The organism is Streptomyces hawaiiensis, from assembly GCF_004803895.1.
Lineage (GTDB): Bacteria > Actinomycetota > Actinomycetes > Streptomycetales > Streptomycetaceae > Streptomyces > Streptomyces hawaiiensis.
In genome coordinates, this window is the sequence record NZ_CP021978.1 from 1,859,958 (window position 1) to 1,876,422 (window position 16,465).

The following is a 16,465-nucleotide window of genomic DNA, read 5'->3' on the forward strand; positions in this document are numbered from 1 at the left end:
GAGAAGGCGCTCTTGCGGTGCTCGGGCGACTGTGCTGCTACACGGGCGGCCAGGGAATCGCCGGCCACTCCCCGCTGGGCTCGGGGTGGGTCCCCGAGGCCAGCAGCGCGGCGACTCGCGCGCGGGTGGCGTCGATCTCCGCGCCGGTGATCAGCGGTTCGAGCCGCGCGGTGAGCGTCCCGCCCTCGGCCAGGCCCTTCCTGAGGCCTTCGAGGACGTCGGCGGCCTCCTGGGTGAGGGGCTCTCCCGCCCATCCCCACAGCAGGGTCCGCAGCTTGTTCTCGGCGTTGAAGGTCACCCCGTGGTCGATGCCGAACAACCGCCCGTCCCCGGTGGGCAGCAGGTGCCCGCCCTTGCGGTCGGCGTTGTTGATGACCGCGTCGAGGACCGCGAGCCGCCGCAGCCGTTCGTCGTCGGCGTGCACGAGCAGCGCGGTGCGCCCCTGGCCGACCTCGGCGAAGCCGATCGCCTTCCAGCCCGGCTCGGGTTCCTCGCCGTCGACCAGGGCGAGCAGTTCCGCCTCGGGCGCCACCTCGACCCACAGCTGGCACATGCCCTCGCCGTAGGGGCCGTCGCGCAGCACGGTGGGCGGCACGAGGCCCCAGCCGGTCGCCTCGCAGACCTCGTACGCGGCGACCTCGCGCTGGGCCAGCGTCCCGTCCGGGAAGTCCCACAGGGGCCGCTCCCCCGCGACCGGCTTGTAGACACAGGCCGCGTCCTCGCCGTCGTACGACACCGTGCAGTACAGGGCCGCGTTGGAGGCCTCACGGATGCGTCCGCGCACGGTCAGTTCGCCCCGGGCGAGCAGCTCGGCGGCGTCCGGTGGAGGTGTCACGCTCCGCGGCGGTATCCGTTCTGGCGCGGACATACGTGTCCTTCCGGGTCGAGCGGGAGGCTGCACAGCGGGCACGGCGGCCGCCCGGCGTTGACGACGTCGAGAGCGCGCTTGGCGAAGGCCCTGGCCTGCGCGCCGGTGAGCCGGACCCGCAGCATCGGGGGCCCGTTCTCCTCGTCCTGGAGCAGCTGCTCCTCGGCCTCGGCGAGGTCCTCCTCGGATTCCGCGTCGAGCTCCACGAGCGCCTGCGCCTCGACGATCATGAGCTGCTCGTCGCCGTCCCAGGCGAGCGCCATGGTGCCGACCCGGAACTCCTCCTCGATGGGGGTGTCCAGCGGGGCGGTGTCGGTGTCCGACGGTGCGACGGCGGGGACGTGGGCGCTGCCGCCGCTACGGCGTACGACCTCGTCGAGCAGTTCGTCCATGCGTTCGGCGAGCGCGGCGACCTGGGTCTTCTCCAGGGCCACGCTGGTCACCCGGGAGCCGGCGGAGGCCTGGAGGAAGAACGAACGGCGCCCGGGCAGTCCGACCGTACCGGCTACGAAACGCTCCGGATGGTCGTAGAGGAACACCTGACGGGACACGTCCTGTCTCCATTGGAATCGTGGGAACCGTGTGACCACGGCACTGCTGCGACCGCTTCACCCTACTGCGGCGAACGATCACGGTGCGCCCGCACCACCCCCGACTTCGGCCTCGCCGCCCGGCGGTTCCTCGCGCGGCACGAGGGTCGTGAAGTCGCCGGTGTCGCCGAGCCGGACGAGAAACGGACGCAGTCGTGTGTAGCGGATCGCGGTGATGGAACACGGTTCGACGGAAATCCGCTGGAAGAGGTCCAGGTGAAGTCCGAGTGCGTCCGCGACGAGCGACTTGATGATGTCGCCGTGCGAGCACATCAGGTAGACGGCGTCGGCTCCGTGGTCGCGCTCCACGCGCGCGTTCCACTCGCGTACGGCCTCGGCGGCGCGCGTCTGCATGGCCCGCATGGACTCCCCGCCGGGGAACGCCGCCGCGGAGGGGTGCGCCTGCACCACCTCCATCAGGGGCTCGTCCGTCAGCTCGGCGAGCTTGCGGCCGGACCAGTCGCCGTAGTGGCACTCGCCGATGCGCTCGTCGGTGTGCGGGCTCAGGTCCGGCCGGGCCTCGAGCAGCGGCCGGATGGTTTCCCGGCAGCGTTGGAGCGGGCTGGTGACGATTTCGGCGAGGGGCAGTTCGGCCAGCCGCCCGGGGAGCGCGGCGGCCTGCGCGGCGCCGCGCTCGTCGAGGGCGACACCGGGCGTCCAGCCGGCGAGCAGTCCCTCTGTATTGGCGGTGGAGCGTCCGTGCCTGACCAGGATCAGCGTGGGCATGCGGTCCAGCGTAGGCGCACGCGCGCGTACGGTGTTGTTCGAGTGACGGGAGACTCGCTTCGTGATCGTCGACTGTGCCATCTACCGCGAGGGACAGCGGACGGAAGGGCCCGAGGACCTCTCCGACGCCCTGGGTGAGGCCCGCACGGCGGGCGGGTTCGTGTGGATCGGGCTGCACGAGCCGACGGAAGGCGAATTCGACCATGTGACCCGGGAATTCGGGCTGCACCCGCTGGCCGTCGAGGACGCCCTCAAGGCCCACCAGCGACCCAAGCTGGAGGTGTACGACGACTCGCTCTTCGTGGTGCTCAAGCCGGTGGCGTACGAGCCGCAGAGCGACACCGTCTCCTCCGGCGAGATCATGATCTTCCTGGGCGACTCGTTCGTGGTGACCGTCCGGCACGGCGAGGGCTCCCCGCTCAAGGCCGTGCGCCACCGGCTGGAGCAGGAGCCGGAGCTGCTCGTCAAAGGCCCCACGGCCGTGCTGTACGCGGTCGCCGACGCCACGGTCGACCACTATCTGGACGTGGCGACCGAGTTGCAGACCGACCTGGAGGGGCTGGAGGCCGAGGTGTTCTCGCCGGACGGCGGGGGCTCACGGAACACGGCGTCCCGGATCTACGACTTCAAGAGGCAGGTCCTGGAGTTCCGCCGGGCGACCGGCCCGCTGGCCCCGCCGATGAGCCGGCTGGCGGGCACGGCGTCGTCCGGGGTGACCGTGCCGTTCGTGGACGACCGGGCCCGGCCGTTCTTCCGCGACGTCAGCGACCACCTCACGCGCGTGAACGAGTCCGTGGAGAACCTGGACCGGCTGGTGTCGGACATTCTCTCGGCGCACCTGGCGCAGATGAGCGTCCGGCAGAACGACGACATGCGGAAGATCTCCGCGTGGGCGGCCATGGCCGCGATCCCCACGATGCTCGCGGGGATCTACGGCATGAACTTCGAGCACATGCCCGAGCTGCGCTGGGTCTGGTCCTATCCGGCGCTGCTGGTGCTGATGGCCGGGCTGGAGGTGATGGTGTTCCGGCTGTTCAAGCGCCGGGGCTGGCTGTAGAGCGAGCCGGCTCAGGCGAACTCGGGTTCCGGCGACGCGGGACCGCCGAGGGCGTTGCGGCGCTCGGGCGCCGTCAGCGACACCATCCGGCGCCAGCCGCCCATGCGTTCGTACGCGTACATCGCGTGGATGCCCGCCGCGAGCACCGCCGACTTGGCCTTGGACCAGCCGAGGATGCGGCCCATGTGCGCCATGACGGCGAGGCTGACGTCCCGGTAGATCCGGATCTCGGCGTGCGCGCACTCGCGCAGGGTGCGCTGGATGGCCCGGCCGTGGCCCGCGTGGGCGAAGCGCAGCAGTTCCTCGTGGCAGTAGGCGAGGTGGTTGTCCTCGTCGTGGGAGATCTGCTTGACCGCGCGGCCGATGCCGGGGTGGTCGGCGAAGTGCTTGCGGAGCAGGTCCATCTGCTCGGAGGCGCGCTGCTCGGTGACCCTGCTGTGCGAGAGGTAGGTGACGATGTCCTGGACCGTGAGCCGCTCGTCGCGCTTGAGCTGCTCGTGGGCGAGGCCGATGCCGTTCTTCTCCAGGAGCATGGTGTAGTCGGTCTCCGGCGGGACCGGGACGGGGTCGAGGCCGCGCTTCTTCATCAGCGCGTTGAAGATCCGGCCGTGCTTGTCCTCGTCGGCGCCGTGCCGGCTGATCTTGGGGGCGAGTTCACGTTCGGTCTCGGGCACGAGCGCGGCGATACGGGCGTTCTCCCAGCCGCCCTGGGACTCACCGCTCGCGGCGATGGAGCAGAACAGGGCGAAGGACTCGTCGTTGTCGAGGATCTCCTGGAACAGACTCTTGGCCGAAAGCATCGTGGGCACCTCTCCCGCGCGCGCGTGGGCGTACTGCGGCATTCCGCAGGTTTCCGCGAAGACCGAGTCAAGTGCGGGGTGGAGGGCAGTGCAACAGGTGTGAGGGACAACTCCGCCGAATGGAGGACCCGGGGACGTGTGTGCCGGGTCCGGCACACACGCTCCGCCGTAACCCCCGGGGGCCCGGCGCGTTGTTCCGCGTGACGGCCGTGGCGGGGAAGACCCCCGAGCCCCCACCACGGCCGCTGAAACCTCTCGGGCCCGTCCGATGATCGCCGCCGCCCGCCCTTCGGGCTGGCGGCGCGGCGTCCGGTGCGTGGTGAGGGGGTGCCCCCTCCTCGCGGAGCTTGGCGGAGTGCCGGGCGTCGGGGGCAGGCGCCACTTTCACAACAGGCCCTGCGGCGTCCGGCGCGGCGAGTGGGCGCACCCCGCGTCGCGCGGCAGGCGGACTTTGCGGGGAGCCCCTAGGCGAGCCCGGCGCGTTCCAGGGCCTCCGTGCCGGCCCTCAGGGACGCGAGCCGCTCGTCGAGCGTGAAGCCCGCGGGCGCGAGGGACAGGGTGGTGACTCCGGCCGCGGCATAGGCCTTCATCCGGTCCGCGATCCGGTCGACGGAACCGAGCAGGGTCGTCTTGTCGATCAGGTCGTGCGGCACGGCGGCCGCGGCGCCCTGCTTGTCGCCGGAGAGGTACTTGCTCTGGATCTCGGCGGCTTCCTGCTCGTAGCCCATGCGCTGGGCGAGCTGGTTGTAGAAGTTCTGCTTGGGACTGCCCATGCCGCCGACGTACAGCGCAGTGTAGGGGCGGAAGGTGTCGGCGAGCGTGGCCACGTCCTTGTCGTCGCCGACGGCGAGCGGCAGGGTCGGGCAGACGTCGAACCCGTCGAGGGTCTTGCCGGCCTTCTCTCGCCCGGCGCGCAGGTGCTTGATCGTCGTGTCCTCGAGGTGCTCGGCGGACGGGAAGATCAGCAGAGCGCCGTCGGCGATCTCGCCGGTCTGCTCGAGGTTCTTCGGGCCGATCGCGGCGATGTACAGCGGGATGTGCTCGCGCTGCGGGTGCACGGTCAGCTTGATCGGCTTGCCCGGGCCGCCGGGCAGGGGCAGCGTCCAGTGCTGTCCCTCGTAGGACAGACGCTCGCGGGTCATGGCCTTGCGGACGATCTCGACGTACTCGCGGGTGCGGGCGAGCGGCTTGTCGAACTTGACGCCGTACCAGCCCTCGGAGACCTGCGGGCCGGAGACGCCGAGGCCGAGGCGGAAGCGGCCGCCGGAAAGGGAGTCGAGGGTGGCTGCCGTCATGGCCGTCATCGCGGGCTGGCGGGCCGGGATCTGGAAGATGGCGGAGCCGACGTCGATGCGCTCGGTCTGGGCGGCGACCCAGCTCAGTACGGTGGCGGCGTCGGAGCCGTAGGCCTCGGCGGCCCAGCAGACGGCGTATCCGAGCCGGTCGGCCTCCTGGGCGACGGCCAGGTTGTCCGCGTCCATTCCGGCACCCCAGTAGCCGAGGTTGATACCGAGCTGCATGCCACATCCCCTTACTGATCAGTAACGTGCCTTGTGCGGGCACCTTAGCGCGGGCGCGGGGGCGCGGTACACGGCCACACCCCGATCTGCCTTTCAGATGCGTGAACAAAAATCAAGGACGCGACCATTGACGCGTGCACGGCAAGTTCGTACTTTCGCTGGAAAGCGCTTTCCATCACCCACCTTCCGCAGACGAACGGAGAGGCAAGGATGAAGCGAGCACTCCCCCTGAGGCTCCACGCGGCACTGGCCACGATGGCCCTCGCCGCCGCGACCGGCACGCTGGTGTCGATGCCCGAGGCATCGGCGGCGACCGGCAGCGCCACCGGCTACGCGGCCCAGAACGGAGGAACCACCGGCGGCGCCGGAGGCCGGACGGTCCGGGCGACGACGGGAACGGCGATACACCAGGCCCTGTGCGGCCGGGCGAGCACGAGCACCCCGATCATCATCGAGGTCGCGGGAACCATCAACCACGCCAACACCAAGAAGGTCTCCGGCAGCGGCTGCGACACCGCCGACGGCGTGATCGAGCTCAAGAAGGTCAGCAACGTGACCGTCGTCGGAGTCGGCAGTGGCGCCGTCTTCGACCAACTGGGCATCCACATCCGCGAATCGAAGAACATCATCATCCAGAACGTGACCGTCCGGAACGTCAAGAAGTCGGGCTCCCCCACGTCCAACGGCGGGGATGCCATCGGTATCGAGCGCAACGTCCGCAACGTCTGGATCGACCACACCACCCTGGAGGCCTCGGGCGGCGAGTCGGAGGGCTTCGACGGCCTGTTCGACCTCAAGGACAACACCCAGTACGTGACCCTGTCCTACAGCGTCCTGCGCAACTCCGGCCGGGGCGGCCTGGTCGGGAACAGCGAGAGCGACCGGTCGAACGGCTACATCACGTACCACCACAACCGGTACGAGAACATCGACTCGCGCGCCCCGCTGCTGCGCGGCGGCATCGCGCACATCTACAACAACCACTACGTGCGCCTCAACGAGTCCGGCATCAACTCCCGGGCCGGCGCCCGCGCCAAGGTGGACAACAACTACTTCGAGGACTCCAAGGACGTCCTCGGCACCTTCTACACCGACCAGGCCGGCTATTGGCAGGTCGGCGGCAACATCTTCGACAACGTGACCTGGTCCAGCCCCGGCAGCGAGAACCGTCCGGCCGGCCCCGACCCGAAGTCGAACACCACCGTCACCCTCCCGTACTCGTTCACTGCGGACGCCGCCGGCTGCGTGCCGGCCATCGTGAACCGAACGGCGGGCGCCGGCAAGGGCCTTCAGGTCTCGGACGGCAAGTGCTAGCAATCGGTGGTCCGCAGCCACCCACACCGTAGGTTCTGGCCAGTAATCTCGGCGTTCATGGAGCAGAGGCATCTCGGCCACACCGGCCTTCGTGTGTCCCGGATCGGGCTCGGCACCCTGACCTGGGGGCGGGACACCGACGAGCACGACGCCGCGGACCTGATGAAGTCGTTCTGGGAAGCGGGCGGGACCCTCGTCGACACCGCGGACGTGTACGGCGACGGTGAGGCCGAGTACCTGCTCGGCAGGCTCATGGACGGGCTGGTGCCCCGTCGTGATCTGATCATCTCGACCAAGGCCGGCAGCGTGCCGGACCCCGACCGCCGCTTCGACTGCTCCCGCGGCCATCTGCTCTCCGCGCTGGACGGTTCGCTCTCCCGGCTCGGCACCGAGTACGTCGACCTGTGGCATGTGCACGCGTTCGACCCGGACACCCCGCTGGAGGAGACGCTCCAGGCTCTCGACCTGGCAGTCTCCAGCGGGCGTGCCCGCTATGCCGCCGTCTCCAACTTCTGCGGCTGGCAGCTGGCCAGGGCCGCGACCTGGCAGTTGGCGGCCCCCGGAACCCGGACCCGGCTGGCCGGTGCGCAGCTGGAGTACTCCCTGCTCCAGCGTGGCGTCGAGCGCGAGGTGCTGCCGGCCGCGCTCGATCTGGGCATAGGCCTGCTGCCGTCCTCGCCGCTCGGGCGCGGGGTGCTGACGGGCAAGTACCGGGGCGACGCGATGCCGCCGGACTCGCGCGGTGCGTCGGAGCACCTCGCGCCGTTCGTCGCGCCGTACCTCGACGACACGGCGAGCCGCATCGTGGACGCCGTGGCGACCGCGGCCGACGGGCTGGCGGTGACGCCGCTCCAGGTGGCCCTGGCGTGGGTCCGCGACCGGCCCGGCGTGACCGCCCCGATCGTCGGCGCGCGCAACGCGCAGCAGCTCACGGCGGCATTGTCAGTGGAGACCCTTAGTCTTCCTGACGAGATCTGCCGGGCGCTCGACGATGTGTCGGCGCCCGTGCACCGCTATCCCGATCACGACTGGAGCACGCTGTGAGCACGGAGCCCGAGACCACGGAGGACGCCGAGCCGGGGACGCCGGGCGCCGACAGCACACCGGGGCCGGCCGACAGGGCGGGGAGTGGTGCGGCCGACACCGAGCAGGCGCCCGACACCGAGGGCGGTGACGCCGGCGCCGGGCAGGCATCGGACGCCGAGAGCGCTGAAGCCGGCGACGCGCAGGCATCGGACGCCGAGAGCACTGAAGCCGGCACCGAACACGCGTCCAAGGCCGAGAGCACTGAAGCCGGAGCCGGGCAGGCATCCGACGCCCAGAGCACTGAAACCGGAGCCGAGCAGGCATCGGACGCCGAGAGCACTGAAACCGGCGACGCGCAGGCATCCGACGCCCAGAGCACTGAAACCGGAGCCGGGCAGGTGTCCGAGGCCGAGGCCGAGCTGCGGGCTCAGCAGGCCGAGCGGGAGCGCATCGAGCAGCGCAAGGCCGAGAAGAAGGCACCCATCGCGAGCGGTACCAAGCTGAGCGGCAAAGCCGCCGATCTGCTCGCGGCCGTACGGGCCGTCGAGAGCGGCGAGAAGCCGGTGGCCGCGGTGTTCGAAGAGCCCCGGCCCGCCCCCCGGCGCTCCGCCCCCGAGCCGGAACGGCGGCCGCAGCCCGTGGCACCCGAGCCTGTCGCGACCTCGGCGGCACCCGCGCCGGAGGCGGTCCGAGCCGTGCGGCAGGTGCTCGCCGAGGGCGGCGCGCCGGAAGCGCTCGCGCCGCAGATCGCCGCCGCACTGGGCGAGGGTGCGGACGAACAGCTGCGCACCGACCCCTGGCAGTTGCTGCGGATCGCAGGCGTGCGACCCGAGCAGGCCGACGGTTTCGCCCGGGCCCTGCTCGGCGCCGAGTGCGGCCCGGACGACGAGCGGCGGGGCCGGGCCCTCACCGGCTGGCTCCTGGAGCAGGCGGCGCTGGCCGGGCACACCGCCCTGGAGATGCCGGCGCTCCTCGCGGCCCTGGCCCAGCGGGGCGTGCCGGAACCCGCCGGCGCCGTGCAGGACGCGATCGCGGAGGGTGAGGCACTGGTCTTCCAGGACGCCCTGGAGGTGAAGGCCGGTGCCCCGGCCCGGAGCGACGAGGAAGGCGCGGAGGAGGACGAGGAGCGGCCGGTCCGTGTCCTGGTCGGGCTGGAGCGGTACGCGCTGGCGGAGGAGAGCCTGGCCGACGGCCTGGCCAGGCTGGTCAACTCGGTGCCCAAGCAGGACGGTTCGGCCGAGGACTGGGAGCGGGCCGCCGCCGCGGCCCAGAGGTCGACGGCGGAGCTGATCCGCGCGGTCGCCGGGCAGGGCCTGGTGCTGCACACCGGCGGCGAGGCGTCCCTGGCCGAGCCCGCGGCCCTGCTGAACGCCGCGCGGTCCTTCGGGCTGCGGGCCTGGGCGGCCACACACGGCCCGATCGGCCGCAACCGTTTCGCGGCGCTGCTGCGACGGTCCGGCCAGGCGGCGGACGTCTCCGCGCGAGCTGAGGAGGCTCCCGCCGACTCCCCCGTCGCCACCGTCTCCGGATTGCTCGCCGGCCTCGAAGGGCCCGGCCGGGACGCGGACGGGGCCCTCGATCTCGATCTGCTCGTCGTGCTCGACGCGCCCCAGCTGGATGTCGAGGCGGCGGCTCTGCTGACGGAGTCGCTGCCGGACGGGGCACGGCTGGTGCTGGCCGGGGATCCGGCGGTGCTGTGGTCCGTGGGGCCGGGGCGGGTGTTCGCGGACCTGCTCGCGGCGCGGATCTGCCCCCAAGTGGCCTCGCGGCGGCCGGATCAGGGGCCGTTGGGCGAGCTGGTCTCCGGAATCGGCATCGGCGAGCTGAACCAGGTCGAGGCCCCCGGCAAGGAGGTCGTGATCGTGCCCGTGCGGGACGCGGGCGAGGCCGTGCACCGGACGGTGCAGCTCGTCGTGGACTCGGTGCCGCGGGCGATCGGCGTACCGGCCGAGGAGACCCAGGTGATCACCCCCGGGCACGGCGGGGCCGTCGGGACGCGTGCGCTCAACGCGGCGCTGAAGGAACGGCTCAACCCGGGCCCGGGCCGCTTCGGCGGCTTCGACCCCGGGGACCGGATCGTCTACTCCCCCGTGCCGGGGCGTGCGCTGCAGGGTCGTGTGGTGACGGCGGACGGCGAGGGGCTGCACCTGTCGTGCGAGGGCGAGAACGTCGTCGTACCGAAGGAGCGGGTGGAGCAGTCCGTGCGGCACGGGTGGGCGCTGACCGCGCACCAGGCCGTGGGGAGCCGGTGGCCCGCGGTGGTCGTGGTGCTGCCGGGAGATGCGTCCCAGGCTCTCAGCCGGCCGTGGGTGTACACGGCGTTCGGGCGGGCCGACCGGCATCTGTCCGTGGTGCACGGCGTGGAGCAGGCGCTTCCCCGGGCCGTGGCCGAGATTCCCGCGAAGCCGCGGACGACCCGGCTTCCGGTGCTGCTCGCGCCGCAGATCAGCGGCACGTGAGAGGAGTGGTGGTCATGGGCCGGGGCCCATGACCACCACCCCCGTGGTCGCCGGCGTGCGCGCTCAGCGGCGGTCCGCGTCCAGCGGTTCCAGGTCCTCGTCCTCGTCCAGGTCGCCCTCGAGCTCGTCCCCGTCTCCGTCATCGTCGACGTCGACGTCGTCGATCTCCTCGTCGAAGACGGCACTGACGTCGAAGCGGCAGACCACCTGCTGCGGGTCGACCTGCTCGAACGGTGCCTCCAGCCACTCGCCGGGCTCGGCCGGGTCGTCCGCCGCCGTCACCCAGAGTGTGGAGTCGCCCTCCTCCAGCCCGAACTCCTTGTGCCGGGAGGCGATCTCGTCGGGCTCGAACTCGCCGAACAGCAGCCCGAGCGCGCCGTGCACCGTCCCGGAGGCCTGAGCGCCGTCCTCACCCTCCGCCGCCTCGATCCGCTGTGCCTGAGCCAGCAGCCGCTGCGGTTCGGCGACGGCGTAGTCGCGGCGGATCAGTACGCTCAGCGCGTTCGGTTCCTCGGGACCCGTGTACGGGGGCAGCGCGTCCTCCGCACCGGGGATCTCGAAGGGCGTGACCTCGTCGTAGCGGTCATAGAGCAGTTCGTCGTACACCTCTGCGGCCGCGGCCAGCTGGTTGAAAGCCTCGTAGACAGCCGGGTCGTCCTCTCCCGACCTGCGTTCGACCGCGGCCAGGTGGCGGTCGAGCGCGGTCTTGACCGCCTCGGCGGCGGCGCGTACCTCGGCAGCGGTGGACTGCGCAGCATCAGACATAGTGCAGACGCTATCCGTACCAGGCCCCAGCCCGCACAATAGATGCGATGCCGGAATACGAATTTGTCGACGTGTACGTTCCGCGCGGGGTCTCCCGCAAGGAAACGGCACGTCTGCTGACGGACCACGCGGAGTACGGACACTGGGAGTTGCACCGTCTGAGCCTGCTGCGCGACGGCAGCCGCAAGGTGCGGTTGCGTCGGCGGATCATCCGCCAGGTGCGGGCCACGTGGTGAGCGGAGACGGGCACGGGAAGAAGGCACATGACGCAGCGGGCCCCGCATCGGCGGGGCCCGCTCCGTTTTGCGGGGGGATCAGGCCGAGGCGCGCGCCTTGCGGTAGAGGATCGCGCCCGCGAGCAGCGCGCCCGCGCCGGCCGGAAGGGCGAGGCCGAGGGGCAGGTCGCTGCCGGTGCTGGCGAGCTGGGCGTCGCCCTCGGGCTGGGTGACGAACTGGCCGCCCGGCTTGTTGCCGTGCGAGGAGCCGCCCGAGGTCTCGCCATCGGTGGAGGGCGGGGTGCCCGGGGTGCCGGGGTGGCCGGGCTCACCGGGGTTGCCGGGGTGACCAGGAGTGCCGGGGTCACCCGGGTTGCCGGGGTGACCAGGGTCACCCGGATGTCCGGGGTTCCCCGGGTCGCCCGGGTCACCGGGGTTCCCCGGATGGCCGGGGTCGCCCGGCTGGCCCGGGTTCTCGTGGCCGCCGCCGGGCGGGGTGCCGTGGTGGCCGCCGCCACCGTTCGAGCAGTCGTTGCCCGTGCTGGGGTTGCCGATGCCGATGACGTCGACGCTGTTGCCGCAGACGTTCACCGGCACGTGGACCGGCGCCTGGACGTGGTTGCCGGAGCCGACGCCGGGTGAGTCGGTGGCGTGTCCGTCCGCGTGCGAGCCGCCGTGACCGCCGTGTCCCCCCGACGACGGTCCGCCGCCCCCGTTGGCACACGAATTGCCCAGCGACGGGTTGAGCACACCGATGACGTCGACGCTGTTGCCGCAGACGTTCACCGGCACGTGGACCGGCGCCTGGACGTGGTTGCCGGAGCCGACGCCGGGTGAGTCGGTGGCGTGTCCGTCCACGTGCGAGCCGCCCTTGCCGCCGTGTTCGCCGTATCCCCCCGACGACGATCCACCGCCCTGGTTGGCGCACGAGTTGCCCACCGAAGGGTTGAGCACACCGACGACGTTGACCGTGTTCCCGCACACGTTGACCGGCGCGTGCACCGGCGCCTGCACCGAGTTTCCGGAGAGCACGCCGGGCGAGCCCGACGCCGAACCCTGGGCGCCCGAGTCGGCGTGAGCGGAGCCGCCCGCGGCGGCGATCACGCCGGTCGCGGCCGCCACGGTCATCAGACCCTTGCGGGTAGCCTGTCGCATTGCTGAATACCTGCCTTCGACCCTGTCTCGAATTCTTCTCGAATTCCGCGAAAGAAGCGTTCGGTCCCGGAGCGCATGGCTCGCGCTCCGGGACCGATGGCTTTGGACTCCCCTCAGTGAGGGGGACGCATCACTTGTTGATGCAGGTGTTGCCGAAGGCGGGGTTCAGCAGCCCGATCACGGAGACCGTGTTGCCGCAGACGTTCACCGGGACGTGAACGGGCACCTGAACAACGTTGCCGGACAGGACGCCCGGGGAGTGCACGGCGGCACCCTGAGCACCCGAGTCGGCGACGGCCAGGCCCGCGCCCGCGAGAACCAGCCCACCGGTGGCAGCCGCAGCAGCGACGACCTTCTTGATCATTATTCCTCCTAGTTGGCAAAGCGACCCATCTTGCGATCGCATTACCTGTAACGAGGCTGGAGTAATGAGGCTACGAGCTTATGGTCGCATTCACTCTTCCCAGTCGATTCCGTACGCGCGACCGAATATCACCGTTTCGCAGGGGTGGTTTCAGGACGCGTCGATGAAGCGGTCGAGCACCCGCACGCCGAACTGCAGTCCCTCCACCGGCACCCGCTCGTCCACGCCGTGGAACATGCCGGCGAAGTCCAGCTCCGGCGGCAGCTTCAGCGGCACGAAGCCGAACCCGCGGATGCCCAGGTCGTCGAAGGACTTCGCGTCCGTACCGCCGGAGAGCATGTAGGGGACCGCCTTGGCGGTCGGGTCCTCGGCCAGCAGCGCGGACTGCATCGCCGCCACGAGCGCCCCGTCGAAGGTGGTCTCCACGGCCTTGTCGGCGTGGACGTCCTCGCGCCGCACCTTCGGGCCGAGGATCCGGTCGAGGTCGGCGAGGAACTCCTCCTCGTGTCCGGGCAGGAACCGTCCGTCGACGTGCGCGGTCGCCTCGCCCGGGATGACGTTGACCTTGTAACCGGCTCCGAGCTGCGTGGGGTTGGCCGTGTTGCTCAGGGTCGCGCCGATGAGCTTGGCGATGCCGCCGAGCTTCGCGAGGGTCGACTCCATGTCCTCCGGGTCGAGCTCGGTGCCGAACGCGTCACCGAGCTCGTCGAGGAAGGCGCGGGTGGTCTTGGTGACCCGGACCGGGAACTTGTGCCGGCCCAGCCGGGCGACGGCCTCCGACAGCTCGGTGATCGCGTTGTCCCGGTGGATCATCGACCCGTGCCCGGCCGTGCCGGCCACGGTGAGCTTCATCCAGTGCATGCCCTTCTCGGCCGTCTGGATCAGGTAGAGCCGCCGCTGCTCGCTCACGGTGAACGAGAATCCGCCCACCTCGCTGATCGCCTCGGTGACGCCCTCGAACAGGTCGGGGTGGTTGCGGACGAGGTGCTTGGCGCCGTACGTGCCGCCGGCCTCCTCGTCGGCGAGGAACGCGAGCACGATGTCGCGCGGGGGCTTGCGCCCGCTGCGCAGCCGGTCGCGGACGACCGCGAGGGTCATCGCGTCCATGTCCTTCATGTCGACGGCCCCGCGGCCCCACACGCAGCCGTCGGCGACCTCGCCGGAGAAGGGGTGGTGGGTCCAGTCGTCCGCGTTGGCCGGGACGACGTCGGTGTGGCCGTGGATGAGGAGCGCGGGCCGGGAGGGGTCCTCGCCCTCGATCCGGGCCACCGTGGAGGCGCGGCCCGGGTGGGACTCGAAGATCTGGGGGTCGAGCCCGACCTCGGCGAGCTTCTCGGCGACGTACTCAGCCGCCTTGCGCTCGCCCGGACCCGAGTGGTCGCCGTAGTTGCTGGTGTCGATCTGGATCAGCTCGCGGCAGAGGTCCACGACCTCGTCCTCGCCGGTGACGCTCCTGGCCGTGTCCGTCTCGCTCACGTGCTTCCTCCCGGTGTCACTGCTGGTGGGTCCCCCTCATCCTCTCTCTCCACGGCCCGCTCCCCAAGGGCCCTGCCGGCCCGTCACACGCCGTTCACGCCCTCTCGGGGTGCGGACGGGGGTGATCGGCCACCCCTGAAAGCCTGGTAATGTTTACGTCGTCGCCGCGGGGAGAACCCGCGCGACAGACACCTTGTCCGGGTGGCGGAATGGCAGACGCGCTAGCTTGAGGTGCTAGTGCCCTTTATCGGGCGTGGGGGTTCAAGTCCCCCCTCGGACACATGAAACTGAGGGCCGTGACCGCGAGGTCGCGGCCCTCGGTCGTTGCCGCGGAGAGGTGACCATGACCAGGCGTTCCTGCCCCTGCGGGCTCCCCCAGGCCTACGAGGCATGCTGCGGCCGGTTCCACTCCGCCGCCGCTGCCGCGCCGACCGCCGAGGCGCTGATGCGGTCGCGGTACTGCGCCTTCGTGAAGGGGGACGCCGGGTATCTGCTGCGGACGTGGCATCCGCGGACGCGGCCCGGGACGCTGGAGCTGGATCCGGGGACGCGGTGGACCGGGCTGGAGATCCTGGGGACGGGCGACGGGTCCGCGTTCCACTCCACCGGGACCGTGGAGTTCCGGGCGTCGTACCGGGGCGGTTCGCTGCACGAGCGGAGCGGTTTCGAGCGGGTCGACGGGGCCTGGGTCTACATCGCCGGGGAGTTCTTGGCGTAGCGGGGGCTACGGCGCCAGGATGTCGAGTTCCTGGAGGGCGCCGACCGTGATCTCGCGGGTCAGCTCCTCCGCGCGGGCGGCGTCGCCCGCCCGGACCGCTTCGGCGACCTGGACGTGCAGGGTGACGGCGGCCGGGTCGGGGTCCTCGAACATCACGTCGTGCTGGGTGCGGCCCGTCAGGACCTCGGCGACGACGTCGCCGAGGCGGGCGAACATCTCGTTGCCGGAGGCGTCCAGGATGACGCGGTGGAAGGCGACGTCGTGGAGGAGGTACCCCTCCAGTTTGTGACCGCGTGAGTGGGCGACCATGCCGAGGGCGCACTCGGTGAGTGCGGCGCACTGCTCGGACGTGGCGTGCCGGGCGGCGAGGCCGGCCGCGACGGGTTCGATCGCCGAGCGCAGCACCGTGAGGGAACGCAGCTGTCCAGGGCGGTCGGCGCCGGCCAGCCGCCAGCGGATGACCTGCGGGTCGTAGACGTTCCACTCGGACTTCGGGCGGACCGTCACGCCGACGCGGCGGCGGGACTCGACCAGGTACATGGACTCCAGGACGCGGACCGCCTCGCGCATCACGGAGCGCGACACGTCGAAACGCTGGGCGAGTTCGTCGGTGCGCAGGACGCTGCCCGGGGGGTACTCACCCGCCGTGATCTCGGGGCCGAGGGTGTCCAGTACATGGCCGTGCAGCCCCCGGCCCGGTGTGCTCATGCACTCAGCGTACGGGGTAGATCACGGAGACGAAAAGTCAGACTTATTGAGCACGACCTCTTGAATTCGTCGTACCTAATGGGTTTCAGTTGCGTCGACATCACGTGTCGACCTCGGACAGCAGACAGTGAGGCAGCGATGAACACCCCCCATGTCGTCGTGGTCATGGGCGTAGCGGGCACCGGCAAGACCACCATCGGTCCCCTGCTCGCGGCCCGGCTCGGCGTTCCGTACGCCGAGGGCGACGACTTCCACCCGCCGGCCAACATCGCCAAGATGTCGGCCGGTACCCCGCTCACCGACGACGACCGTCTGCCCTGGCTCGACGCCATCGGCAAGTGGGCGCACGGGCGGGCCGGGCTCGGCGGGGTGGTCAGCTGCTCGGCACTGAAGCGGTCGTACCGCGACCGGCTGCGGGCCGCCGCGCCCGGCGTGGTCTTCGTGCACCTCTCGGGTGACCGCGCGCTGATCGAGGACCGGATGTCGCACCGGCAGGGGCACTTCATGCCCACGGCGCTGCTCGACTCCCAGTTCGCCACGCTCCAGCCCCTCGCGGCGGACGAGGCGGGGGTCACGGTGGACGTCACGGGCGGCCCGGAGGAGATCACCGAACGGGCGGCGCACGCCCTGCGGGACCTCCCCGAGCCCGCCCAGTAGCCCCTGGCGGTTTCCCCTTCCCCTCCCCCTCCCCTTCTCCCCAACGC

Annotated in this window: 16 protein-coding genes, 1 tRNA gene and 1 pseudogene; 8 read left to right on the forward strand and 10 right to left on the reverse strand. The window is 71.2% G+C overall.

The annotated features are described in order from the left end of the window. Window positions 1–37 precede the first annotated feature (37 nt). The 3 genes from CEB94_RS08590 to CEB94_RS08600 form a co-directional block, all read right to left on the reverse strand. Window positions 38–868, reverse strand: a complete 831-nt coding sequence (locus CEB94_RS08590; RefSeq protein ID WP_175431594.1) for an SCO1664 family protein — start codon at window positions 866–868, stop codon at window positions 38–40. Continuing rightward, on the reverse strand, window positions 832–1,419 hold the full coding sequence (locus tag CEB94_RS08595) for a DUF3090 domain-containing protein (RefSeq protein ID WP_175431595.1): 588 nt from the start codon (window positions 1,417–1,419) through the stop codon (window positions 832–834). The genes CEB94_RS08590 and CEB94_RS08595 overlap by 37 nt, the downstream gene beginning before the upstream one ends. Before the next feature lie 78 nt (window positions 1,420–1,497). Beyond that, window positions 1,498–2,184 (reverse strand): histidine phosphatase family protein, encoded by a 687-nt coding sequence (locus CEB94_RS08600; protein ID WP_175431596.1) that lies wholly within the window; start codon window positions 2,182–2,184, stop codon window positions 1,498–1,500. Window positions 2,185–2,245: 61 nt separating this feature from the next. Between CEB94_RS08600 and CEB94_RS08605 the strand changes: the two genes are divergently transcribed. Beyond that, window positions 2,246–3,241, forward strand: a complete 996-nt coding sequence (locus CEB94_RS08605; RefSeq protein WP_175431597.1) for a magnesium and cobalt transport protein CorA — start codon at window positions 2,246–2,248, stop codon at window positions 3,239–3,241. Window positions 3,242–3,252: 11 nt separating this feature from the next. Here CEB94_RS08605 and CEB94_RS08610 read toward each other — a convergent pair whose 3' ends face one another. Both CEB94_RS08610 and CEB94_RS08615 read right to left on the reverse strand, forming a co-directional pair. Continuing rightward, window positions 3,253–4,041, reverse strand: coding sequence for a ferritin-like domain-containing protein (locus tag CEB94_RS08610; RefSeq protein WP_175431598.1), 789 nt, complete (start codon window positions 4,039–4,041; stop codon window positions 3,253–3,255). A gap of 464 nt (window positions 4,042–4,505) precedes the next feature. Then, entirely contained in the window at window positions 4,506–5,561 is a 1,056-nt protein-coding gene (locus tag CEB94_RS08615) for an LLM class F420-dependent oxidoreductase (protein ID WP_175431599.1), read from the reverse strand. Window positions 5,562–5,771: 210 nt separating this feature from the next. Between CEB94_RS08615 and CEB94_RS08620 the strand changes: the two are divergent. The 3 genes and pseudogenes from CEB94_RS08620 to CEB94_RS08630 all read left to right on the forward strand — a co-directional run. Further along, window positions 5,772–6,872, forward strand: a pseudogene (locus CEB94_RS08620) (pectate lyase family protein); the annotation flags it as partial. A 60-nt stretch (window positions 6,873–6,932) separates the two neighbouring features. Continuing rightward, window positions 6,933–7,919: an aldo/keto reductase gene (locus tag CEB94_RS08625; protein WP_175431601.1), complete on the forward strand. Its 987-nt coding sequence runs from the start codon at window positions 6,933–6,935 to the stop codon at window positions 7,917–7,919. Next, window positions 7,916–10,360, forward strand: a complete 2,445-nt coding sequence (locus CEB94_RS08630; protein WP_175431602.1) for a helix-hairpin-helix domain-containing protein — start codon at window positions 7,916–7,918, stop codon at window positions 10,358–10,360. Before CEB94_RS08625 ends, CEB94_RS08630 begins: the two co-directional genes overlap by 4 nt. Window positions 10,361–10,423: 63 nt before the next feature. Here CEB94_RS08630 and CEB94_RS08635 read toward each other — a convergent pair whose 3' ends face one another. Beyond that, window positions 10,424–11,125 carry a hypothetical protein gene (locus CEB94_RS08635; RefSeq protein WP_175431603.1) on the reverse strand — a complete coding sequence of 234 codons (702 nt, stop codon included), beginning with the start codon at window positions 11,123–11,125 and terminating at the stop codon, window positions 10,424–10,426. A gap of 47 nt (window positions 11,126–11,172) precedes the next feature. Here CEB94_RS08635 and CEB94_RS08640 point away from each other — a divergent pair, with 47 nt between their 5' ends. Beyond that, a complete protein-coding gene (locus tag CEB94_RS08640; RefSeq protein WP_010045410.1) occupies window positions 11,173–11,361 on the forward strand; it encodes a DUF5703 family protein in 189 nt (62 codons plus the stop codon). Between the two features lie 78 nt (window positions 11,362–11,439). Here CEB94_RS08640 and CEB94_RS08645 read toward each other — a convergent pair whose 3' ends face one another. From CEB94_RS08645 to CEB94_RS08655, 3 genes are all read right to left on the reverse strand, one after another. Further along, entirely contained in the window at window positions 11,440–12,495 is a 1,056-nt protein-coding gene (locus tag CEB94_RS08645) for a chaplin family protein (RefSeq protein ID WP_175431604.1), read from the reverse strand. A 130-nt stretch (window positions 12,496–12,625) separates the two neighbouring features. Beyond that, window positions 12,626–12,859, reverse strand: a complete 234-nt coding sequence (chpH, locus tag CEB94_RS08650) for a chaplin ChpH (protein ID WP_030608446.1) — start codon at window positions 12,857–12,859, stop codon at window positions 12,626–12,628. Between the two features lie 150 nt (window positions 12,860–13,009). After that, window positions 13,010–14,335 (reverse strand): M20/M25/M40 family metallo-hydrolase, encoded by a 1,326-nt coding sequence (locus tag CEB94_RS08655; RefSeq protein ID WP_175431605.1) that lies wholly within the window; start codon window positions 14,333–14,335, stop codon window positions 13,010–13,012. A gap of 195 nt (window positions 14,336–14,530) precedes the next feature. Between CEB94_RS08655 and CEB94_RS08660 the strand changes: the two genes are divergently transcribed. Next, window positions 14,531–14,615: transfer RNA gene (locus CEB94_RS08660), tRNA-Leu, on the forward strand. Between the two features lie 63 nt (window positions 14,616–14,678). Continuing rightward, window positions 14,679–15,053 carry a YchJ family protein gene (locus tag CEB94_RS08665; RefSeq protein ID WP_175431606.1) on the forward strand — a complete coding sequence of 125 codons (375 nt, stop codon included), beginning with the start codon at window positions 14,679–14,681 and terminating at the stop codon, window positions 15,051–15,053. A 6-nt stretch (window positions 15,054–15,059) separates the two neighbouring features. Here CEB94_RS08665 and CEB94_RS08670 read toward each other — a convergent pair whose 3' ends face one another. Then, window positions 15,060–15,761, reverse strand: a complete 702-nt coding sequence (locus tag CEB94_RS08670) for a FadR/GntR family transcriptional regulator (RefSeq protein WP_175431607.1) — start codon at window positions 15,759–15,761, stop codon at window positions 15,060–15,062. A gap of 138 nt (window positions 15,762–15,899) precedes the next feature. On the opposite strand from CEB94_RS08670, the gene CEB94_RS08675 reads away from it, so the two are divergent. Next, on the forward strand, window positions 15,900–16,418 hold the full coding sequence (locus CEB94_RS08675; protein WP_175431608.1) for a gluconokinase: 519 nt from the start codon (window positions 15,900–15,902) through the stop codon (window positions 16,416–16,418). Window positions 16,419–16,465 lie beyond the last annotated feature (47 nt).